The organism is Timaviella obliquedivisa GSE-PSE-MK23-08B (genome assembly GCA_019358855.1).
GTDB classification, from domain to species: domain Bacteria; phylum Cyanobacteriota; class Cyanobacteriia; order Elainellales; family Elainellaceae; genus Timaviella; species Timaviella obliquedivisa.
Map to the genome: position 1 here is coordinate 110,623 of JAHHII010000012.1, position 21,289 is coordinate 131,911.

The window sequence follows — 21,289 nt, forward strand, 5'->3', positions numbered from 1 at the left end:
AAGTTATCTAGAGTTTGGCAGATGAACCTGGTGAAGGGCGGCAATCTTGTGCCAGATAGATGTCTATCACTGTCTTGCATAAGCAAAGCGATGAGATAAACACTCAATGGTCGATGCAATGTCGATATACTTAAGCCCACACCCTCTTGCTCATATAAGACGGTGATGGACACAAATGAGTTGCTGCCCTCACTAACTTTACCCGAACTTTACGTTTCTATCGTGGCATGACAGCTAGACCCATGTCCACTGGGGGAGATGCCCTCAGCTTTTAGGAGCGATCGCCAAAGTAATGGTAGGAAACTCGGTCATTGGAAAACTTGGGGCGATCGCTCCTTCTACTAACTGCGCCTGCTGGAGCCTTATCAAAAGCTCAGTACTCTGGGCTATGAGGGCAGTTACATCAACTTCGGCATAAACTGGCTGGTAGCGCCGCAATCGATTTAGCCCTTCTCCTAGCAAAATGGTGGCTCCCCGCAAATTACCATTGCTCAAGTGATAGAGCGCCACAGCGATTTGTAGAATGCTCTGATAGAAGGTTCTGTGGGGTTCCATTGCCTCCATCCAAATTGCCTCCAGGGTGTCATGGCAAGCATAGAATTCCTGTTGATTAAACTGCTCAACACCGTCCCAGAAAGTAGGTTCTACTTCTTCGGTCATGGGGAATGCCTCAAAACTCCTCTCAAAACTCCTTTTTCAATCCTGACATCTTGCGCTACGGAATCATCAACTTCTCTCGATTCACTCTACATTCCGGCAGCATTAGTGCAACCAGGTTATAATTTTTGCGGAGCGTACATAATTTTTTAATATGAGTAATCCGTTGGTTCATGCGTTTTTCATGGGTAGAGCGATCGCCGAAGCGGTTAGCGAGCAAGTTGAAAGTAATGTGACTAACGCCTTGAGTGAACTGGGCAGATTTGATGCCGAGCAGCGAGAGCGGCTACGGTTGTTCACCGAAGAAGTCATGGCACGAGCGCAACGAGCTGAAGAAATGTCAATGCAAGGGCGGACGACTGGCAGTTCAACAGGTACACAGGGCAGTAGCGATTTACAAGCTACAATAGATGACTTGCGAGCTGAAACTGCCCAGCTACGGGCTGAGCTACAGCGATATCGCAGTAGTCTCTAGAGTTTTACAAATTGAATCGTTAACGCCTCGACTTTTTAAGCTGTTTTTTAACGTTTCTAGAAAAGTGCCTGTTCTTCCCGATGACTTTACTTCTCTATCTGAGTCTGGCGCAGATCCTCTATCGATCGCAGAGCAGCCTCGTGTCTTCTCTGGATTAGATGATCCGCAGGCTAATCCGTCTGAGTTGCCGAAGCGCCTGCGTCCTCAGGCTTACCGCCAAAAAGCTTATCGTTGGAACCGAGAGCGGTACTCTCAGAAACGACGATTTGTGGACATTTGGTCGTTTGTATTTAAGTTGTTGATGACTCAATGGTCATACAATAAGTCTTGGGCTTATCCGGCAGGCATGACACCCGAGAATCAGGCAAAGCGACGACGGGCCATCGCCATTTGGATTCGTGAAACCTTCTTAGATCTAGGTCCTACTTTTATTAAGGTTGGACAACTATTTTCTACTCGTGCTGACCTCTTCCCGGCTGAATATGTCGAAGAATTATCGAAGCTGCAAGACAAAGTGCCTGCCTTCAGCTATGAACAGGTTGAAGCCATCATTTTTCATGATTTTGGTCGAACTATTCCTGAGCTTTACCAAAGTTTCGACCCTATCCCACTGGCAGCCGCGAGTCTAGGGCAAGTCCACCGTGCTCAACTCCACTCTGGGGAGGAGGTCGTTGTTAAGGTGCAGCGTCCTGGTCTTAAAAAACTCTTTACAATTGACCTTTCTATTCTCAAAGGCATTACTCAGTATTTTCATAAACATCCTAAATGGGGACGTGGACGGGACTGGCTCGGAATTTACGGCGAGTGCTGTAAGATCCTTTGGGAGGAAATTGAATACCTCCTAGAAGGACGTAATGCCGATACCTTCCGGCGCAACTTTCGTGAGGAAGGTTGGGTTAAGGTTCCTCGGGTTTACTGGCGCTATAGTTCTCCCAGAGTCCTGACATTAGAGTATTTGCCAGGAATTAAGATTAGCCATTACGAGGCTCTTGAAGCGGCTGGGTTAGATCGAAAGATTTTGGCTCAATTGGGGGCTAAGGCTTATCTTCATCAGCTTCTCAACGATGGGTTTTTTCATGCTGATCCTCATCCTGGAAACTTGGCAGTCAGTCCTGACGGAACGCTAATTTTCTATGACTTTGGCATGATGGGACGAATTCAGCTAGTCACTCGTGAGAAGCTGCTGAAAACGTTCTTTGGAATTGCTCAAAAGGATGCGACTCAGGTCGTTGATTCTTTGATTGATTTAGGGGCGCTGACTCCAACTGATGATATGGGAGCAGTGAGGCGATCGATTCAATACATGCTTGACCATTTTATGGATCAACCGTTTGAGAATCAATCGGTAAGCGCCATTAGTGATGACTTGTATGAAATTGCTTATGATCAACCCTTTCGTTTTCCAGCAACCTTCACATTTGTGATGCGAGCATTCTCTACACTAGAGGGGGTGGGGAAAGGTCTTGACCCAGATTTTAACTTTATGGAGGTTGCAAAGCCTTTTGCAATGCAAGTTATGTCCAATGGAGCAGGTGGAAGCCCTAACGGGTTGTCAGATGGAATTTTGGGTGAGCTAGGTCGGCAGGCGGCTCAGGTCAGCACCACGGCGCTGGGCTTGCCGCGCCGGATTGAGGATACCCTAGAAAAATTGGAACAGGGTGATATCCGAGTGCGAGTACGGTCTACTGAAACCGATCGCGTTTTGCGCCGCCTTAGTAACGTTAATATGGGGACGAATTACGCATTGTTGATGGGTACATTCACCTTATCGGCTACGATTTTATTAGTGCATCAGTACATCTGGCTGGCTATACTGGCTGCCATAGCGGCAACAATTTCGCTACTCGCCCTCGTTCGCTTGTTGATACGTCTCGATCGAGCTGAGCGGATGTCATGATTCATCCAGCTTATAGATACTAGCAGTCATATCATGAAAAGCCTTTTCACAGGTTTGAGCGATCCAGGACTTGTCCGTACAGTTAACCAAGATGATTACCATCTAGATGACCCTGGGGGTCGCTTCTTTATTGTTGCCGATGGCATGGGCGGACATGCAGGAGGGCAGGAAGCCAGCCGAATTGCGACTCAAGAAATTCAGAACTACTTGAGATGCAATTGGCAGTCTTCTGAGTCTTCTGAGTCGTTACTGGAGAACGCTTTTTTAAAAGCAAATCAAGCAATTTTACAAGATCAGGTAAATCATCCTGAGCGAGCAGATATGGGGACTACAGCAGTGGCGGTCATTCTGAGGGATGAGCAGCCTTTCTGCGCTCATATTGGTGATTCTCGGTTGTATAGGCTCCGAGGGGCGAAGCTTAACCAAATTACCGAAGATCACACTTGGGTGGCACGGGCGATGAAATTGGGAGATATCAATGCTGATCAGGCGCGAGTGCACCCTTGGCGGCATGTCTTATCGAAGTGTCTGGGGCGGGAAGATCTGCGTCAAATAGACGTGCAGCCTTTTGACTTACAGATAAGCGATCGCCTGCTTCTTTGTAGCGATGGCTTAACTGAAGAGTTGCCCGATCACTTGATTGCTAGCCATCTCAAGACGATTCGGGCTGGCGATCGAGCGGCAGCCGCCTTAGTAGATGCTGCCAAAGAAAACGGCGGGAGAGATAATATTACAGTGGTGATTGTGGCATTTGAGGATGAGGCCGACCTAACTCAAGAAAATTGAGGCAGCTGGCTAAAACTTGAAGGTTCTTTCTGTCCTCTTCTAAATGATGATGTAAGCTAGTGCTGAAGCGCGTCTGTCCAACAGTTTGAATATGCGATCGCAATCCTCAATTTCTCTTCTTAGACGTTCTCGAACTCGCTCTAGAATTCGCCCTGTGCGTTTCTTGCTCAAGTGGACTTTAATGATATTTCTGCTGGGCGTTGCCTACCAATGGCTAGCTGGCGTTTTTCTACAGCCTCAAGCAATCTTAGTATTGGGTGGAGCATCGGAACGAGAATTCTTTGCCGCAGAATTTGCCAAAGAGCATCCTAACTTGCCGATTTGGGTTTCTTCAGGCAGTAACCCTGAGTACTCTGAATGGGTGTTCTCGGAAGCAGGTATTCCTGCCGATCGCCTGCATTTAGATTATCAAGCCGTTGATACGGTCACGAATTTCACGACTTTAGTTCGGGAATTTAAGTCCCAAGAAATTAACAGTATTTATCTCATTACCTCTGATTACCATATGCGGCGGGCATCGGTGATTGGTGAAATTGTGTTGGGGAGTCAAGGGATTGATTTCAAGCCTGTGGTAGTAGCCTCAAAGCAATCGCCTGAATCTCTTAACAAAGCGATTCGAGACGGGGCTAGGGCAGTCCTCTGGGTCACAACTGGGCAAACAGGAGATAATTTGGCTCATTTGCTAAACAAGGAGCCAAACTGAAGGCTAAAGGCTAGATTGGAGACTTGAGATCCAACTGCTTAACCTAGCTTGCTCAACCTGTGGAAGCGTCTTCTCAGTCCGAATTTGTCACTGCTGCAACCCAGGATGATCTGCTGGATGAGATGAGTTTGCAAACAGTGCTGGATATGTTGGCGGTTATGGTTGCGGTGGAAGAGTTAACTCAACTCGAAAGTCTAACTCCTGAGCAGAAGCGGCAAGTCTGGACAGCTACGCCAGAAGATGTGAAGCTGCGATTGAAGGAGCTTAAAGCTTCAGGTCAGGCTAAATCTCCTCCTATACCTCCTACTATAGAATGGGCTACAGAAGAGAAAGAGGGGTTGGAAGAACTCGGTGAATTAGAGGAGTCAGAAGAATTAGCGGAACTTGATGAACTCAATGAAATGGGAGAGGCGATCGATTATGCAGATGAAAATATCAGTGTGACCAATCTGCCGCTCTTCCAAAATTCTTATAGTTTAGACACGCCTCTCATTGAACAAAAATTCCAGGTTGGAGATTATATAGTTCTCAAAGCTGAACCGCGCTTGACTGCTGCTGAACTGGTTGCAGTCTGGAAGGTAATTGCTATTGAAGGAGAACAAGCCCGGATTGAGGCGAAAGGCTTAGCCAGTCGACAATATCCAATGAGTTGGATGATAAGTTACCCATCAGATGAACTGGAATTTTAGATAGGGTAAGGCTAATGACTTTTTTGGCGGGAGAGTTTTTAGACTTCAGTGAGAGCAGTCTGAGGAGTAGCGGCATTGACGAGAGAAAGCAACGAACCCGCCTGTTCCTGTCCGTTCGTTGCCAAATCACTGTGACAAAGATAAACTCGTTCTCCTGCCCGACAGAGTAGATCGAGGACTTGTCGCTGAAGGCGATTTTGGTTGGCTTCCAGCGTATCTGCTGCCGTCCATGGGCAACCTGATCGATCGCGGAGAAAGAGGGGTGCCCCAAAAAGTCCACTGCCCCCTGTGAGCCATAGGGAAGATCCGGCATCAAGCCAGAATTGCCGACGGTGGAAGCAGCGATCGCTGCGATACTGATAAATTGTTGCCAGTGTTACGGCTTGGCTGGCTTTCCCTATAGGGCGAACCGGATAGGGATCAGCCGTGATTGTCCCATTTTTCAAAAGTTGGATAAAGCTTCGCACCGTGTCTGATATCGGCACCTCTAAATCGCCTGATTGTCGTAGCCGACTCGCAATTTCCCAGTAGTGTTGAGCCGTTTCCATCAGTTCTCGGAGAGCAGCGATTTGATCGTAGGGCAGATGGCTGCCCCCATAGAGGAAGCGTTGAATAGCGCGATCGAGCAAGACAACCGGATTAGGAATCAACCGCTGTTGCTGCTGCTCTTTTTGGGTTTCAACCCATTGTAGAATCTCGCTATAAGCATGAGCCGCCTGATAACCTAAGCGATCCCACCGCTCAAAAGTGGTGGCAGGACGGAGATGCGGATTTTCCAGATCTGGAACAAAACAGTAGTCGGTCAGAAGTCCGGCTCGAACCAGATCTATCTGCCTATTTGCGTCTTCGGAGCCAGGCAACTGGCTCAGTAGTACCAGCATTTCGGCGATCGCATCTCGGTTCAGCAATCGACCCAAACCTGGATAAATCAACGCTAACAGCGTCAACAGCGATCGAATCAACGCCGAACTTGCTAAGGGATGCTGGTCATGAAGAGAGTTAACCGCAATTCCTTTACTGGTTAAAATTTCACGGAGCGTGTAACGAGCGATCGCATCTAAGCCAGGGGCAATTACCGCCATGTCTTGAGGTTGAACTTGCCCTGAATAAATGTCGCTAGCGATTGTCTCGGCAACTTGCCGCAGAAGTTGCGCTCTGGAGGTAGTTTGAATCGACTGAATAGCATCGGGCAGTTCGGGAAGCCACAACGGCTCACTCATCCAAGCAACGATCGCGGCTCCCCAAGTTGCGCCCAGGCTATTAGCGGGATCTTGACTCAGATTTTCAGTTTGTTGACAGCGCTGGGCTAAGCCTTGAAGAAAATAGGGATCTGCCCCTAAGCCGAGGCGAATTGCGCCATTGGGATTGTAGGTGAAAGCAATGGGAATGCCTTGGTCGAGAAAAAACTCGAACAGAAAACGAGCGATCGCCGGATACTCGTCCACATCATCAACTAACACTGCCCAATACCGTTGCTTTAGCTGCTGTCGATAGACCGGATGGGGCAGTAAGTAGCGCCAATATAGCTCGGTTATCACGCCATAGGTTAGCAAACCTCGTTCTAGAAGCCAGGTTCGCCATTGTTCTAGCCCTGCCCCGATCGCTTCCCAAAGTTCGGGGGTGCCCTCCTGCTCTAATAAGCCTGCTTTGAGTACAGCAGCAATGTCTTCGGAAGGAGTCCCGCTGGCAGCAGCGAGTTGTAGCAGGTCTAACGTGCGACGAACAAGATAGTAGTCACTAATGCCTGCTTGTTGAAGGCTGCCTTCAGTTAAGAGCGACCCTTGCGGCATCTGCGAAGCATCCCGCCATAGCCCAGTGGCTAGCTCCTGCTCTGTTTCAGGACGCAAGCGGAGGGGAAACTGATCTTTTAGCCCTAGCTGCTGCACAATTAAAGGGAAGAATAGAGCTACTTCATCTTGAAAAAAGCCAATAGGAGTCGCTGTGTCAAACCGAAAATGTCTGGCTTCCGCCGTAATCCGGTCTGCCAAATCTAAGCGATTATCTCCTGTCGCTGCTAAAAACAGAGCCTCTGTGGCTGTCGTTCTCTTGTCAGCCCAAGCAAAAGATTGCCTAATCAGGCGCTGAGTCTTGCCGCTTCGGGTCGAACCTGTAATCCAGACAGAATCTTGTAGCACCAGTCTTCTTCAATGAATTTGTTATGATGCTACGTGGATTAGAAAACTCTTTGCTCAAAAAATTATCGTCTGTAATCATAATTTACGATATTCTTGTTACAAATTTATCATTAGTCGGTGAGGCATCGTTTCTTTTATACTGAGTAGTTACGCAGTTTGAATTTTTCTCTCCAACTTCAAACTACATTTTTAGAAATACGTTCAGCTTTTAGAAATAATAGCTCCAGTAAATTCCGCTAACATCCGCTTCAGTCATGAGAAATTCCTTTTGGGGTTCGATTCAAAGCTACTTCAGCAATGCAAATCAATGGCTTCTTAAAACACCTGGAAGATCATTAGATGAAGCCTATGAAGCTGCTCAAAAGATTAGAGAAATTGAAGACGTTAACTTTGGTGGAAATAGAATTTCTGCTGATCATGGCAACTATGGTGCTAGCGCCCAAAGCTACTTTCAAGGAGAGCTTAGAAAGTACCTAGATATTATTAAGATTCGACTAGCAGAGTTTAAACTGAGTAGCTCGGTTGTGAGGCTTTCTAGCCAAAAAATAACAGAAATTGAAGTTGATGAAAACTCTAACGGTCTAAGTAATATTAGTATTATTGATCAGCCTGCTCTAATTCTTAAAAAGCTCAAGTTTATTGATGAAACTTTAGATAATTATCAAAATAGGGAGTCTAGCAAGCAGTCGATTGTAATTTTGCCAGACTCTAATCAAACTCGACTTAACTCCTCAGGAAGCCGACTTAAAGGAAAAGCTGATGATTTTGAGGAAGCGGCACCTGACGCGAAATCAATGTCTGGCAAAAGCGGTGTCCTACCTCGATCAATTTTGAACACTGTAGGTAGGATTAAGCAAGAGTTAAACCCAGACTCGGAAGAAGAAGTTGTGCGAGATTTTCGGCGATCGAAAGCTCGAACCTTCACGGCAGTGCGATTCATTTTAATTTTAATTATTGTGCCTTTGCTAATGCAGCAGATGTCCAAGAATTTTGTGATTGGGCCCATTGTCGATCGCTATCGAATTGGGAATGAAAGAGTTGATATTTTTATTAATCCAGAGTTAGAAAAAGAAGCTCTCAATGAACTTCAGAAATTTGAGCAACGTCTGCGCTTTGAAATATTGATTGGTAGAAGCGAACCCACAAGCGACGAGGAGATTATACAGCAGGTTAGAGAAAAAGCAGCAGAGATTGGAGAAGAGTTTCAGCAGGTTAGTTCTGATGCAGTTAAGAATGTTTTCGCTGACCTAACTGCGTTGGGTGCTTTCACTCTTGTGATTATGACTAGTAAGCGAGAGATTGAAGTTGTTAAGACCTTTATTGATCAGTTAGTTTATGGTTTGAGTGATAGTGCTAAGGCATTTTTTATTATTTTGTTAACAGATATGTTTGTGGGGTTTCACTCACCTCATGGCTGGGAAGTCATTTTAGAAAGTTTATCTAAGCATTTTGGGCTGCCTGCCGATCGCAATTTTATCTTCTTGTTTATTGCAACTTTTCCAGTTATTTTAGACACCATTTTCAAGTACTGGATTTTTCGATATCTCAACCGAGCATCGCCTTCCTCCGTTGCAACTTATAGAAACATGAATGAGTAGAAGGGATGCCATGACTTGTTTAGACTAGGGAAGGGTAGAATTCTTCTACCTTCATGCTCTTTCCATGCACCAGTTTTTCAAGTTTTCTCATAGGTCCTGGCAGTTTCGATCCCTTCATTCTTTGCTAATTAGCATAGTGGCGCTGCTGTTGCTGTCGAGTTGCTCAGGGCTTATGGAAGATCCTAGGGTCAGCCAAAGCGCTAGTAATCCTAATGCATTGCTAGGTTTGCCAAGCAGTGCGACTAGCTTTAGTGCCAGCGATTATTTAATTAACCGACCTCAGTATGTCATGTCTTACAACCGCAGCAAGGCAATCCCTAATTGGGCGAGTTGGCAACTGAATCAAAATTGGTTAGGGAGCCTTCCACGAGTTCCCTTTGCGCCAGATAATACGCTGCCGACTGGCTGGGAAAAAGTAAATCCCAATGATTATACGGGCAGCGGGTTTGACCGAGGACACGTGGTTCCGGCTGCCGATCGCGACAAAACGGTAGATGATAGCAGAGCCGTTTTTTTAATGACTAACATTTTTCCTCAAGCTCCAGATAATAATCAAGGGCCTTGGGCTCAGCTAGAGAGCTATTGTCGGGAGTTGGTGGCTCAGGGAAAGGAACTTTATATTGTGGCAGGGGGCGCGGGGGAAGGTGGAACAGGAGAGAAGGGAGAAAGTAGAACGATCGCCAACGGTAAAGTTTCAGTCCCTGCCTCAACCTGGAAAGTCGTGGTAGTGTCCGATCGCCCTGGCTCTGGTCTTGCGGGTATTACAGAGCGAACCCGAGTCATTGCCGTCATCATGCCTAACAAACAGGGTATTGAGTCTACAAACTGGCGCGAATATCGAAAATCGGTAGACCAAGTTGAAGAGTTAACGGGGTATAACTTGTTCTCAAATATTCCAAAGCTAGTTCAGGATGCAATCGAAGCCAAAATTGATGCCAATCTGCCTGTCAGACTGCCCGTCAAAAAACAGGTCAAATTGCCTGTGAAGCAACCTGTGGGCACCCCCTAAAACCGCAAGCGATGCCGATAATTGGCTACTGATTCTACAATTCCAAGGGCAATAAAATTAGTCAACAACGACGATCGCCCATAGCTGAGCCAAGGTAGCGGAATTCCTGTCACTGGAGCCAATCCAATGGTCATGCCAATGTTAATCAAAACTTGAAAAACAATCATTGACAACACGCCGATCGCCAGCAAAGATCCAAAATTGTCCTTAGCATTCTGAGCAATAATGACTAGCCTCAGGCTAATTAGCCAAAAGCAAGTTAAAACTGCCAAACAGCCCATAAATCCTAATTCTTCGCCGATCGCTGAGAAAATAAAGTCGGTTTGTTGCTCCGGAATAAAGTTGAGTTGGGTTTGAGTCCCTTGATTCAGTCCGCGTCCAAACAGTTGACCTGCGCCGATGGCAATGCGCGATTGAATCAGGTGATAGCCACCGCCTAGAGGATCTTTATCAGGATCAAGAAAAAGGGAAAGGCGATCGCGCTGGTATGCCTTCAAAACATTAGACCAGACGAAACTTCCCAATCCGCCTGCCACTAAATTAACTCCAGCAAATCCCAATGCCCCATAGCGTTGCCAGGGCAGAGTAAACCAAGCAACAAGCACAACTACAGCAATCCAGGCAAACCAACTGGGTAGAAAAACGCCAAACAGAATCGCCGATACTATGGGTGATACCAACAGCAGCAACCAGCCCGGATTAGCGTTTGCCCAGTACAGCATTCCTAACGTAATGGCAATAAAAACTAAAGAAGTGCCTAGGTCAGGCTGAAGCATAATGATGACCCAAGACAATCCCATAATGCCCAAAGTTTTGATCACCGTCGGAATTCTAGAAGCTCCTCGTTCCTGCAATGCCGCCGCAAGTGTGACAATGAGTGCAATTTTGGCAAATTCTGATGGCTGAAATCCAAAATTACCCAGGTAAAGCCAACTCTTGGCTCCATTCACCTCTGTTCCTAGAAAAGGAACGACTAATAGAATAACGTTCATGACTCCATAAGTAATCCAATGCCATCGCAGCAGATTTTCGTAGCGCCAACGTGCCAACGTCAGCGTCAGCACAATACCGATGCCGCCACCCAAGAGTTGTTGCCACCATTCGCCTAACCCTTTATTTAACTCAGTACTCCGAATCGCAATACTTCCCAAAATCGTGAGGGCGATCGCTACTCCAAGAAGCGTCCAATCAATTTCCAGCCAGGGCTGAGTAGCAGCTTTCCAATTAACACGAGGGAGCGATTTACGCAGCATAAGAGGAGGTCAGAAAGGGCAGAACGACTGAATGGGTCGTCTAAAGTTAAGCGATGAAGAAGCTAAGAAAGAGCCGCGATCGATACCTTTGCCGCAATTTGTTGAGCGATCGCTACCAATGCTTTAGCCGAAGCTGAGTGAGGAGCATTCACCACGATTGGAATGCCGCGATCGCCACCCTCCCGTAGTTCCATTTCTAAAGGAATACAACCTAATAGAGGCAACCCTAGCTCTTGAGAAGTTTTCTCGCCACCACCCGAACCAAAAATATCGTACTGACGATCGGGCATATCTGGCGGGACGAAGTAGCTCATGTTTTCAACAATCCCTAAGATAGGCACCTGTAACTGTTGGAACATTCGTAGACCCCGGCGGGCATCAATCAGAGCAACCGTTTGGGGTGTCGTCACAATCACTGCACCTGCCATTGGAACTGCCTGCGCCAGTGTCAATTGAGCATCACCTGTACCCGGAGGCATGTCTACAATTAAGTAGTCTAAGTCGCCCCACTGCACCTGATACAGAAATTGGCGAATAATGCCATTCAGCATTGGGCCACGCCACATGACAGGCTGATCAGGGTCAATCAAAAAACCCATCGACACAAGCTTGACTCCATGATTAAAGGCAGGTTCTAAAATATCGCCCTGTCCGCCAGACTGAACCATCACCTTTGCGCTGGCTAAACCCATCATTGTGGGAGCATTAGGGCCATAAATATCTGCATCAATGAGTCCTACCTTTGCACCCGCTTGGGCAAGAGCAACGGCAACGTTAACTGCTACAGTGCTCTTGCCCACGCCCCCTTTGCCACTGGTAATAGCCAGAATGTTCTTAATGCCATTAATGCCAGTGCGATCGGGTAAAGCCTTCTGCTGAGGTGTTTCAGAAGTGACCTCTACATCAATTTTTTCTACCCCTGGCAACGTTTTAACAGCGCGTTCACAATCTTCAACAATAAACTGACGCAACGGACAAGCAGGGGTAGTCAAAACTAGGGTAAAACTGACATTTCCCCCATCAACTTTGACATTGCGAATCATATTCAGTTCCACCAAACTTTTACGAAGTTCAGGGTCTTCTACAGGGCGCAAGACTTCTAAAATATTACTAGGGCTGAGTGTCTCAATCATATTTCTCTCCTCCCTGGTAAACATAAACAGGGCAATCTCGTAGTTTTCAACACTTCATTCTACCGCTACGCTAGAGCATTGCTAGCTAATAACTGCCCCAGGGTTATCATCAAGACTAGACTCAGTAAGTCAGGACTGGCAGGACGAATAAATTTAGGGTGATGTCCGCGATCGAGCAACCGTCTTTCCTGCTCTGCCGCATGAGCTAAATCCTGCGCCACTCTGGCAGCATAAGGACGAATCACTGACCAAACCAATGGTGATAGCCACCCTTTCAGAGTCACTGAATAGGAAACCTGTGTACCACAAAGAGCCGATTCTACCCGATAGGTCACTCGCTCCTCCAATCCAGGAATCGCCAAAATTCTGACGCTGAGGAGCTCCCCAGGTTGTACTCGCTCTACAAAAATGTGCATAGAGATAGGAAACAATCGCCCGACCGCTTGATAAATCAGCCCTGGCTTAGGAATTAACCCATAAGGCACATTAGTTTTAGTGAGCAAGGGATGCCAGGATACATCTGCTAAATCTACTACCTTCCGCCACAGATCTTCAACCGAGGCGGAGCTTAGAACTTCGTAAGTTTCTACTAAAGGATGAAACCGACTCGTCTTCCGACGAATTATATCTCGATGAACGAATCTAGACCAAAAGTCCAGCATCGCAATTCTCTCCAGCAAGTATCACAACAAGCAAACTTGGATAAGTAAACATGAGAAGCCCACTGCTTCGCGCGGCTTCTCTAGATAGCATCTCTAGCTGTCACCCCTTCTCGGATCTTACATCGTTGTTAGAATAGATGACCAAGTCAAACAGTGTGAAGAGGCAGCGATCGACCCGGTTTGGCTACTCTCTGCAATTTTCTAACTGCTCTAAGATTTCTAAATGCTCTTTTTTTCCTTAAGTCAGGCGACGCTGATACACTAATCTTTATTCCGCTTTTGAGTTCTTACCTTTGCCTTAAATTTTGGACTGACTTGACATGAACTGACTTAATACCTCCCCAGTTGAAAACGATAATTGAAAGCAATAATTCTTCAGCCTGGATACACCATACATAGACTTGGCTTCTACCCCTTATAGAGAAAACTCTTCAGCTATGCCCCCACTTGTTGCTAACTACTATTTGACCTACCGATGCAATGCCCGTTGCCACTTCTGTGATATTTGGGCGCTTGATCCAAAGAAAGAAGCCAGCTTTGAAACTATTGTGCAAAATATGCACGACTTAAAGCGCTTAGGCGTGAAGTACATTGACTTCACGGGGGGGGAACCTCTGCTGCGAGCAGATGCCGATAAGATCTACGCGAAAGCGAAGGCAATGGGCTTCTATACCAGCATGACGACTAACACGATTCTGTATCCTAAGCGAGCAAAAGAGTTTCAAGGCTTAATTGATTTCCTGAACTTCTCTTTGGACGGAGCAGATGCGGCAACCCACGACCAATCGCGTGGCACTAAAATTTTCGATACGTTGGTGGAATCAGTGAAGTTAGCGCTATCGTTGGGCGAGTATCCGGTTCTAAATCATACGGTGACGGCTCAAAACTATGAACGGTTGGGGGAAATTGCCAAGTTCGCCAATGATTTGGGCGTGCGGGTGTGGCTGAATCCGGCGTTTACGGCGTATAGCAATTACAACAACAAAAAGAATCCGACTCCTGAAATTGCAGCAGCGATCGAGACGGCTGCTAAGCAGTATCGTAATCTTGGCTACAATAAGGCGGCGCTGGCATTTATTGAAGCAGGCGGCAACGACACTCAAAATCCTCGCTGCAAGGCGGTGGATGCAGTGATTGCGATCTCGCCTAACGATGAGTTGCTGTTGCCCTGCTACCACTTTGCTCAGACAGGTCTTGCCATTGAAGGGAATCTGTATGAGATGTACCGTAAGTCGGAAGTTGTAGAAGAATATCGCCAGTCGCAAGGCACGTTGGCGGTGTGTGAAGGCTGTACGGTTTGGTGTTACCTTATCCCCAGTTTCTTCAAGGGTTTAGACAAATACTGGTTCCTTAATCAAATGACTTATGCCGGAGAATTCTTGGCGCGAAAACGATTCCTACAACGAGCCAGCGCCACTCGAGCCAGTGCTGATCAACTCACTCCTGTCTGATTTAGTTTCTGATTTGGAAGAGGAGAACCCTTTTGAGCGAGGCTTGGAGGGGCGCAGGCGTAAAGCGGCGATCGCCCTTACCGCAATTTGGAGCAGCACTATTGCTCTCCATCTACTGTCTTGGGGTTCCTGGGTGGTCTTGGGGTTAACTGCGGTGATGGGAGTCCATGCGGTGCGGGTCTTGTTTGCCCGCCCCATTCCTGTGCCTGACCCAATGGTGCGTCAGCATCCTGACGATTATCCCTATGTTTCAATCTTGGTCGCTGCCAAAAACGAAGAAGCCGTAATTGGGTCTTTGGTAGAAGATCTTTGCAACTTGGACTATCCCCCCGAACGTTACGATCTGTGGGTTGTTGATGACAACAGCAGCGATCGCACCCCTTTGGTACTAGAACGCCTCGCAGCAGAACACCCTCAGTTACACATCATTCGCCGCTCTAATAATGCCATGGGCGGCAAATCAGGCGCTCTGAACCAAGTTTGGTCGGTGGCGAAGGGCGATATTATTGCCGTTTTTGATGCCGATGCTCAGGTTCCCAAAGATTTGCTGCGGCGGGTATTGCCCTTGTTTGAGCGGGAGCAAGTAGGTGCGGTGCAGGTACGAAAAGCGATCGCTAACGCACCCACAAACCTCTGGACTCGAGGACAAGAGACAGAAATGGCGATCGACAGCTACTTCCAGCAGCAGCGTATTGCCTTAGGAGGCATTGGCGAACTGCGGGGCAATGGTCAGTTTGTGCGACGGGCAGCATTGGCAGGTTTTGGCGGCTGGAACGAGCAAACTATTACTGATGATCTAGATCTCACCCTGCGCCTCCATTTAGATCAATGGGATATTGATTTCCTGCTGCTACCTGCGGTGGGCGAAGAAGGCGTTACTCGTGCCCTTGGGCTGTGGCATCAGCGCAGTCGGTGGGCAGAAGGCGGCTATCAGCGCTATTTAGACTATTGGCAGTTAATTGCTCGAAATCGCATGGGCAGGCGTAAAACTGTTGATTTGTGCATGTTTTTGATGAGCCAGTATATGCTGCCGACCGCAACTGTGCCAGACTTGATGATGGCGATCGCCCGCAGCAGTTCTCCCATGCTGCTCCCCATCACGACTCTGATGATCATGCTGTCATTTATCGGCATGTTTACAGGGCTGCGGCGAATTGAATCAGGGATGCAAGAAACCTTGCCTAGACGAAGCCCCAGGGCGATCGCGGCAATGCTTTGGCAAACCCTAATGGGGCAAATTTATATGCTTCACTGGATTCCTATTATGGCGAGTACAACTGCCCGTATGTCAGTTCGCCCCAAAAAACTGAAGTGGGTCAAAACTGTGCATCACGGCGTAGAGGAAGAACTTGGGTTTGAATAACACAAACTAATTCTTGTCAAAATCACCCGCCGAGAATCGTGATATGTACGGTTAAACCTTGATTAGGTGTTGAACTAAGCTAGCGTGAGTGCCATCCTTCAAAGACATCAGGAATCCCTTTCTTCTGACTACTAGTTTGCCATTACGGACTCATTCTCAAGGGCTAAGCCCGATCGTTATGCTAGAAAGTGACCGATCGCTGTCATCTGGTGCTGCCTGGAACTGCCAAGCCTACGAGTGCTATTACCTTTGACGACAAGTTTTATATTTTTGTCAAGTTCTTTCCCTCTGATGCTATGGTTCGCCAAAAAGCAGACCTTATGGTTAGTCGGGGCAATCAAGTCGTTTTAACAAAAGTCCCTGAAGGACTGGTATTGTGGACGCTTGAACCAGATGCTGAACTTGTCAATCGCTGAAGGATTTGATAAACCTTAAAGGAATCCACTGATCTAAAGACACTGTGAGTAAACGCTTACCCGAAACCACCGCCTATATTCGGATTACGCGCCAGTCTTGGCAACAAGGCAAAATTGAGGGCGATGTGCATGTGAGTGATTATGAATGGGAGTTTAAGTGGGAGTTTCGTAAAGGTGAACTGCTGGTAGAACCTTCTCGAGGACGGGCATTGATTAAAGAGCCATTGAGCCGTTTTTTAGAGCGATGCGACTACCAGCTTGAACCAGGCGGCGATTATTGCTTTACGATTCGGGCAGAAATTTAGTTAAACAAAGTTGGTTAAACAAAGATTTAGGCTAAGAATCTAAGCAGTAAGGCGTTCTAAGTAACGTTCGATTAGCAAAATGGCGACAATGTCATCAATAGGACGGGGCAAGGTGCGGATGCCTTGAGGAATGAGTTTTGCCAGACCTTGAGGGGGATACATTTGCCAGTAGCGATCGCGCGCTTCCAACGTACTATAACGCTCGTCTACTGGCACAATCCGCAAAGGATCTGCTAATCCAGCGGTAATTTTCTGTCGCCATTCCTTGGCGCTCGTTTGGTCTCCCAAGACTAGAAAAGAAATGGGATACTGCTGTTGAAGGCTTTGAATCGTCGCGATCGCCTCTGACGCTGGAACAACTTCATGGTAGTAGAGACAACGGTCAAGCCCCATAACAGCTAAACCGCACTTTTGACGACCTGGATCAAAGCCAAGAATAACAGGCTGGCCGGGGAGAGACGCGGAAAGAGCCATAGGAAGCAAGAGTAGAAATAGGGTAATGACTCAAGGTGAAACAGGCTGAGTGCTGAACAAAACCTGTCCATTCTGTACAGCAACTAGCTCAAGACGCGAAATTCCGGCAGTATAGGAGTTTTCAGCAGCAGCAACCTGAATTTCTAAGGGCTGGTTGTATTCTTCCACTTCTTTAAAGAACTTGACAACGATTTCCGATCGATCATCAGCAATGACGACTTGCTCAGGAAGAATGCCTGCCTGACGTGCCCTGAACTGAGCCGCTGCAATCACTCTCAGGATAAGTTCTGCTAAGGCTTCACTAGTCAAAGAAGTCGGATCGACAGGAGCAGATGCAACAATGCCGCCTCTAGGAAAGACTAGTTGGTTATGAATAGCGATCGCCCGAACCTCAATACAGGCATCGCCCGCTAAAACGCAGGGTTGCCCAACCGCGTAGTTGCGGGCAGAAAGAATCCGAATGACATATTCTTGACCGTCCTGAATTTGCTTAATGACAGGCTCAACTTCAGAATTAGGAATCCGAATGACTTGTCTGTTCAGATTAGGCAGGTCGGGGCGAATTCGCTGGAGTGCAAAGCGATTAGCTTGCAACAACACCTGGTTCACAAGCTGTGGGGCAGCAGTGGGATCGACAACTTTGAATGGAGGAGAGGAAGCAAGAACCTGGTTACGAAAGAGAGTCACGCTGCCGTCTCGGATGCCTTGTAAATCTTGGACTTCTTTCTCTAATTCAGAGCGCTGGCTAGCGAGGGCTAAAAGCTGAGTTTCGCGTTGGGCGATCGCCTGATCCCGGGCTAAGATTTCTTGATCGCGCTCAGCAATTTGAACTCTTACCTGATCTCGCTGTCGAATCAGATCTTGACGACCCGCTTGAAGCTGTTGTAATTCGGTGCGTAGGGTGGCAAGTTGGCTAGATACCGTCTGCAAGAAAGTTTGAGCTTGCTGAAAGCGATCCTGAGCCTGCTGAAAGCGAGCTTGAACTGTAGCCAACCGAGCTTGGGCTTGGTCAAGCTGGGCAGCGGTGCGAGCTTGGCGATCGTTGGCGGCTTGCAGAAACTCATTAATCGTTGCTAATCTTTTCCGAGCTGCTTCCTGCTTACGCCGAGCCGTTTGTAACCGCCGCTCAATTTGTTCTCGTTCTGCCTTGGCTTTATCTCGCTCCTCTTCAGCAACCTGCCGTTCTCGACGAATTCGCTCTAGATCAAAAACACCAGTGCGTAAATTATCACTCACTGCAAAGAGAATACCGAAGGTAGAAGCCGCAATAATTCCTCCTGTGAGAATAGTGATGAGAGTCGCTGTTTTTCGAGGGCGAAGATTAAATAGGGTAAGACGGGCTTTGCCTACACGAGTACCCAGGCGATCGCCCACAGTGGCAATGACTCCGCCTAAAATTAGAATTGCTGCAATCAAGACCAACCCAGTGGTCATTAGTATCTTTGAAGAAGTTCAGATCCAGACTACTGTATTCTGTGCAGTCTGATAGTGCTGTGTTGACATCCTAGTAAATTTTGAGTTAATGAAACTTCTCTGCTTGAGTAACGGACATGGAGAAGATGCGATCGCGCTGCGGATAATTCAGCAACTCCAACAACATCCTAACTGTCCTCAACTGGCGGTGCTACCCCTTGTAGGCGAAGGAAACGCTTACGCAAACCATGGCATTTCCATCTTAGGACAGGTCAAAACAATGCCGTCGGGCGGGTTCATCTACATGGATGGACGGCAGTTTGCTCGAGACTTGCAAGGAGGACTCGCCCAATTAACTTGGAACCAGATTCAGACGGTACGAGCTTGGGCAAAGGAAGGCGGAATGATATTGGCTGTAGGAGACATTGTGCCGCTGCTGTTTGCCTGGTGGAGCGGCGCACCCTATGCTTTTGTGGGCACAGCAAAGTCAGAGTATTACCTACGCAACGAGCAAGGGATTTTGCCCCGTGGCTCTTGGTTTGAGCAATTAGAAAGCGCTTGGGGTTCTGTTTATCTACCTTGGGAGCGCTGGTTAATGAGCCGTCCTCAATGTAAAGCAGTGTTCCCTAGAGATACATTAACCGCTGAAACTTTAGCTCAGTGGTCAATTCCAGTCTTTAATTTTGGCAATCCTATGATGGATGGATTGGAGCCCAGAGGGATTGATTTGAGGGCACAGGCGGGAGAATTAACCTTCGTTTTGCTGCCAGGGTCGAGAGTCCCAGAAGCTTATGAAAACTGGGAAATAATTTTGGAAGCAGTATCAAAATTGTTGAAAACATTTGGATCTTTAGAGGTATCAAAAACAAATCAGCCTTTGCTAGAATCTACTTACTCGTCTCTACGCTTTTTGGGAGCGATCGCTCCCACAGTTTCTCCTGCTCTACTCTGCCCCCTTCTAGAGCGGTACGACTGGACGCTGGTGTCTCAATCGATATCTCAATTGGATCTGACTTTTAAGCATGGGAATGCTACTCTACTGCTAGTCCTATCAGCATTTAATGACTGTCTGCACCAGGCAGATATGGCGATCGCCATGGCAGGAACAGCTACTGAGCAGTTTGTTGGGTTAGGAAAGCCTGCATTCATCTTGTCGGGGAAAGGTCCTCAGTTTACATCTACCTTTGCTGAGGCACAGACTCGCCTACTAGGAGATTCGGTGATTTGGGTTGAACACCCTGACCAGTTGCCTCAAGAGATTCAGGCACTTTTGCAAGATGGTCAACGTCTAGAACATATTAGTGAAAATGGACAGCGTCGGCTAGGTGAGCCAGGAGCATCGCAGCGTATTGCACGGCTTTTGTTGAAGCAATTGGGTGCGTTAAATTGATTTGCCTTGCGATCGAGTTCAAGTCTTACGCGATTTTAAAACAGACTACTACTGAATTAAATACTATTACCGACTGCTACTGAATCAAATACTATTACCAAATATCGGGTAATCAAATGTTACAAGAACAGAATTACAGACTCTTTTTAGACGAGGCGACGAAAAATGAGAACCGCAGAACTACTAGAACTTTATAAACAGGGAAATAGGGATTTCAGGAATCAAGACCTCAGGAGCAAGTCGTTTGTTGGGCAAGACTTGTCGGGGGCTAACTTAAGCGGATCTGATATTCGAGGCACAGATTTTACAAATGCGATTCTTCAAAATGTTAACTTTACAGGGGTTAGAGCCGGGCTCCTGCCCGTTCAGAAAGCAATCATTTTGATTACATCAGTTATGGCATCTCTTCTGTTGGGAGGCTTGGCGGGTTGGGTCGATGCCTTAGTGGAATTAGAGTTTCACAATAGCGACGGGTTTGGCGGAATTGCACCTTCTATTAGTGCTAAGTGGATTGTCCTGATTATTCTGCTAGTGTTTGGCTATGTTACTCAGCGTCATGGCATGGTGTCAGGCTTTAGCACCTTTACTGTGGCATTGGGGGTAGCTGTAGTGGGGGCATTTATCAGTACATCTTTTGTGTCGATCGCAGCGGCAATTGTCATTGCCATTACGGTTGTAGCTTTTATTGCAGTGGTAACAACGATTATTGTTATCTTGTCATTAACCGCAGCTTTGTCGATTAATGTGAACGCCGGAGCAATTGTTCTAGCTGCCTTTACGCCAACTTTTGCGCTGGTTGCCGTTCCATCAGCAGGTGAATCAGCAGTGGTTTTGGCGATCGCAGTTACGCTTCTAAGCGCTTACATTAGCTGGCGTGCATACCTTGGAGACGGACGACACACGGTATTGCAGACGATCGCCGCAGACTTTTCCACTCGTAACGGAACAAACTTTCGAGGGGCTAATCTAACTAATGCAGACTTTTCGCAAGCCAGGTTACAGGGCGCAAATTTCAATGATGCAATTTTTAAGCGAACTCGTATTACTAAAGCTATTTATGCAGATTCTACAGTTTAGGTTAAATCTAAAGACCACTCTTTAATAAACTGCCATTGGGTAAAAGTTGCTGCCTGTCCGCATGGTTGCTGTTGCTCATTCAAGACATTCCACAAAGTAACGTTTTCGATCCAAAACCGTTTCCCTGTGCTAGAAGCACGAACACCGCGATAGTCACTGATGTATCCCGTTTGTTTTGCTACTGCCAAAAGTCTTTCCCGTGATTCTTGGTCTATGGGGTCAGCCGATTGTCGAGAAAGCATTTGAGTGAAAGATTGCCAGTTCAATTCCCATAGCTCTAAGAGGATGTTTGAAAAGTCAGCTAGTCGGTAAAAAAGCTCTCTCAGTGTAAGCTGCGAATAGAAAGCACGCAGCACCGAGAAAGCAATATGAGTAAAGCATATCCCAGCAATCTGACTACTGG

At 47.1% G+C, this 21,289-nt stretch carries 21 protein-coding genes; 13 read left to right on the top strand and 8 right to left on the bottom strand.

What is annotated here, in order from left to right; all coding sequences use genetic code 11:
- Window positions 1–264 precede the first annotated feature (264 nt).
- Entirely contained in the window at window positions 265–660 is a 396-nt protein-coding gene (locus KME11_18590; protein ID MBW4517219.1) for a DUF309 domain-containing protein, read from the bottom strand.
- Window positions 661–811: 151 nt separating this feature from the next.
- On the opposite strand from KME11_18590, the gene KME11_18595 reads away from it, so the two are divergent.
- From KME11_18595 to KME11_18615, 5 genes are all read left to right on the top strand, one after another.
- Window positions 812–1,132 (top strand): hypothetical protein, encoded by a 321-nt coding sequence (locus KME11_18595; protein ID MBW4517220.1) that lies wholly within the window; start codon window positions 812–814, stop codon window positions 1,130–1,132.
- On the top strand, window positions 1,068–3,029 hold the full coding sequence (locus KME11_18600; protein MBW4517221.1) for an AarF/ABC1/UbiB kinase family protein: 1,962 nt from the start codon (window positions 1,068–1,070) through the stop codon (window positions 3,027–3,029). Before KME11_18595 ends, KME11_18600 begins: the two co-directional genes overlap by 65 nt.
- A gap of 33 nt (window positions 3,030–3,062) precedes the next feature.
- Entirely contained in the window at window positions 3,063–3,815 is a 753-nt protein-coding gene (locus KME11_18605; protein ID MBW4517222.1) for a protein phosphatase 2C domain-containing protein, read from the top strand.
- A gap of 91 nt (window positions 3,816–3,906) precedes the next feature.
- On the top strand, window positions 3,907–4,518 hold the full coding sequence (locus tag KME11_18610; protein ID MBW4517223.1) for a YdcF family protein: 612 nt from the start codon (window positions 3,907–3,909) through the stop codon (window positions 4,516–4,518).
- Between the two features lie 59 nt (window positions 4,519–4,577).
- Window positions 4,578–5,207, top strand: a complete 630-nt coding sequence (locus KME11_18615) for a hypothetical protein (GenBank protein ID MBW4517224.1) — start codon at window positions 4,578–4,580, stop codon at window positions 5,205–5,207.
- A 38-nt stretch (window positions 5,208–5,245) separates the two neighbouring features.
- On the opposite strand, the gene KME11_18620 is transcribed toward KME11_18615, so the two are convergent.
- On the bottom strand, window positions 5,246–7,345 hold the full coding sequence (locus KME11_18620) for a recombinase family protein (protein MBW4517225.1): 2,100 nt from the start codon (window positions 7,343–7,345) through the stop codon (window positions 5,246–5,248).
- Between the two features lie 251 nt (window positions 7,346–7,596).
- Here KME11_18620 and pxcA point away from each other — a divergent pair, with 251 nt between their 5' ends.
- Window positions 7,597–8,940: a proton extrusion protein PcxA gene (gene pxcA / locus KME11_18625; protein MBW4517226.1), complete on the top strand. Its 1,344-nt coding sequence runs from the start codon at window positions 7,597–7,599 to the stop codon at window positions 8,938–8,940.
- A gap of 121 nt (window positions 8,941–9,061) precedes the next feature.
- On the top strand, window positions 9,062–9,949 hold the full coding sequence (locus tag KME11_18630) for a DNA/RNA non-specific endonuclease (GenBank protein MBW4517227.1): 888 nt from the start codon (window positions 9,062–9,064) through the stop codon (window positions 9,947–9,949).
- Here KME11_18630 and rodA read toward each other — a convergent pair.
- The 3 genes from rodA to KME11_18645 all read right to left on the bottom strand — a co-directional run bounded on the left by rodA (window position 9,946) and on the right by KME11_18645 (window position 12,997).
- The gene (gene rodA / locus KME11_18635; GenBank protein MBW4517228.1) at window positions 9,946–11,202 is read right to left on the bottom strand and encodes a rod shape-determining protein RodA; all 1,257 of its coding nucleotides are present in this window, start codon (window positions 11,200–11,202) and stop codon (window positions 9,946–9,948) included. The genes KME11_18630 and rodA overlap by 4 nt on opposite strands.
- Window positions 11,203–11,264: 62 nt before the next feature.
- The gene (locus KME11_18640) at window positions 11,265–12,335 is read right to left on the bottom strand and encodes an Mrp/NBP35 family ATP-binding protein (GenBank protein MBW4517229.1); all 1,071 of its coding nucleotides are present in this window, start codon (window positions 12,333–12,335) and stop codon (window positions 11,265–11,267) included.
- Window positions 12,336–12,400: 65 nt separating this feature from the next.
- On the bottom strand, window positions 12,401–12,997 hold the full coding sequence (locus KME11_18645) for an SRPBCC family protein (GenBank protein ID MBW4517230.1): 597 nt from the start codon (window positions 12,995–12,997) through the stop codon (window positions 12,401–12,403).
- 437 nt (window positions 12,998–13,434) lie between these two features.
- On the opposite strand from KME11_18645, the gene KME11_18650 reads away from it, so the two are divergent.
- The 4 genes from KME11_18650 to KME11_18665 all read left to right on the top strand — a co-directional run bounded on the left by KME11_18650 (window position 13,435) and on the right by KME11_18665 (window position 16,532).
- Window positions 13,435–14,448, top strand: a complete 1,014-nt coding sequence (locus tag KME11_18650) for a radical SAM protein (protein MBW4517231.1) — start codon at window positions 13,435–13,437, stop codon at window positions 14,446–14,448.
- Window positions 14,363–15,811: a glycosyltransferase family 2 protein gene (locus tag KME11_18655; protein MBW4517232.1), complete on the top strand. Its 1,449-nt coding sequence runs from the start codon at window positions 14,363–14,365 to the stop codon at window positions 15,809–15,811. The genes KME11_18650 and KME11_18655 overlap by 86 nt, the downstream gene beginning before the upstream one ends.
- A gap of 188 nt (window positions 15,812–15,999) precedes the next feature.
- Window positions 16,000–16,227, top strand: a complete 228-nt coding sequence (locus KME11_18660) for a hypothetical protein (protein ID MBW4517233.1) — start codon at window positions 16,000–16,002, stop codon at window positions 16,225–16,227.
- Between the two features lie 44 nt (window positions 16,228–16,271).
- Window positions 16,272–16,532: a DUF3146 family protein gene (locus tag KME11_18665; GenBank protein MBW4517234.1), complete on the top strand. Its 261-nt coding sequence runs from the start codon at window positions 16,272–16,274 to the stop codon at window positions 16,530–16,532.
- A 39-nt stretch (window positions 16,533–16,571) separates the two neighbouring features.
- Here KME11_18665 and KME11_18670 read toward each other — a convergent pair whose 3' ends face one another.
- Entirely contained in the window at window positions 16,572–17,006 is a 435-nt protein-coding gene (locus KME11_18670) for a pre-16S rRNA-processing nuclease YqgF (GenBank protein ID MBW4517235.1), read from the bottom strand.
- Window positions 17,007–17,036: 30 nt separating this feature from the next.
- Window positions 17,037–18,440 carry a DUF3084 domain-containing protein gene (locus KME11_18675; GenBank protein ID MBW4517236.1) on the bottom strand — a complete coding sequence of 468 codons (1,404 nt, stop codon included), beginning with the start codon at window positions 18,438–18,440 and terminating at the stop codon, window positions 17,037–17,039.
- A gap of 88 nt (window positions 18,441–18,528) precedes the next feature.
- Between KME11_18675 and KME11_18680 the strand changes: the two genes are divergently transcribed.
- Together KME11_18680 and KME11_18685 are read left to right on the top strand one after the other, a co-directional pair.
- The gene (locus KME11_18680) at window positions 18,529–19,809 is read left to right on the top strand and encodes a lipid-A-disaccharide synthase-related protein (GenBank protein ID MBW4517237.1); all 1,281 of its coding nucleotides are present in this window, start codon (window positions 18,529–18,531) and stop codon (window positions 19,807–19,809) included.
- A gap of 165 nt (window positions 19,810–19,974) precedes the next feature.
- A complete protein-coding gene (locus tag KME11_18685; protein ID MBW4517238.1) occupies window positions 19,975–20,886 on the top strand; it encodes a pentapeptide repeat-containing protein in 912 nt (303 codons plus the stop codon).
- Here KME11_18685 and KME11_18690 read toward each other — a convergent pair.
- On the bottom strand, window positions 20,883–21,289 hold a 407-nt coding region (locus KME11_18690; GenBank protein MBW4517239.1), incomplete at its 5' end, for an MEKHLA domain-containing protein. The genes KME11_18685 and KME11_18690 overlap by 4 nt on opposite strands.

What these genes read in the sequence shown, in the direction of transcription:
- KME11_18590 (MBW4517219.1), bottom strand. Translation starts at nt 660, where the DNA reads ATGACCGAAGAAGTAGAACCTACTTTCTGGGACGGTGTTGAGCAGTTT.
- KME11_18595 (MBW4517220.1), top strand. Translation starts at nt 812, where the DNA reads ATGAGTAATCCGTTGGTTCATGCGTTTTTCATGGGTAGAGCGATCGCC.
- KME11_18600 (MBW4517221.1), top strand. Translation starts at nt 1,068, where the DNA reads ATGACTTGCGAGCTGAAACTGCCCAGCTACGGGCTGAGCTACAGCGAT.
- KME11_18605 (MBW4517222.1), top strand. Translation starts at nt 3,063, where the DNA reads ATGAAAAGCCTTTTCACAGGTTTGAGCGATCCAGGACTTGTCCGTACA.
- KME11_18610 (MBW4517223.1), top strand. Translation starts at nt 3,907, where the DNA reads ATGCGATCGCAATCCTCAATTTCTCTTCTTAGACGTTCTCGAACTCGC.
- pxcA (MBW4517226.1), top strand. Translation starts at nt 7,597, where the DNA reads ATGAGAAATTCCTTTTGGGGTTCGATTCAAAGCTACTTCAGCAATGCA.
- rodA (MBW4517228.1), bottom strand. Translation starts at nt 11,202, where the DNA reads ATGCTGCGTAAATCGCTCCCTCGTGTTAATTGGAAAGCTGCTACTCAG.
- KME11_18640 (MBW4517229.1), bottom strand. Translation starts at nt 12,335, where the DNA reads ATGATTGAGACACTCAGCCCTAGTAATATTTTAGAAGTCTTGCGCCCT.
- KME11_18645 (MBW4517230.1), bottom strand. Translation starts at nt 12,997, where the DNA reads ATGCTGGACTTTTGGTCTAGATTCGTTCATCGAGATATAATTCGTCGG.
- KME11_18650 (MBW4517231.1), top strand. Translation starts at nt 13,435, where the DNA reads ATGCCCCCACTTGTTGCTAACTACTATTTGACCTACCGATGCAATGCC.
- KME11_18655 (MBW4517232.1), top strand. Translation starts at nt 14,363, where the DNA reads ATGCCGGAGAATTCTTGGCGCGAAAACGATTCCTACAACGAGCCAGCG.
- KME11_18670 (MBW4517235.1), bottom strand. Translation starts at nt 17,006, where the DNA reads ATGGCTCTTTCCGCGTCTCTCCCCGGCCAGCCTGTTATTCTTGGCTTT.
- KME11_18675 (MBW4517236.1), bottom strand. Translation starts at nt 18,440, where the DNA reads ATGACCACTGGGTTGGTCTTGATTGCAGCAATTCTAATTTTAGGCGGA.
- KME11_18680 (MBW4517237.1), top strand. Translation starts at nt 18,529, where the DNA reads ATGAAACTTCTCTGCTTGAGTAACGGACATGGAGAAGATGCGATCGCG.
- KME11_18685 (MBW4517238.1), top strand. Translation starts at nt 19,975, where the DNA reads ATGAGAACCGCAGAACTACTAGAACTTTATAAACAGGGAAATAGGGAT.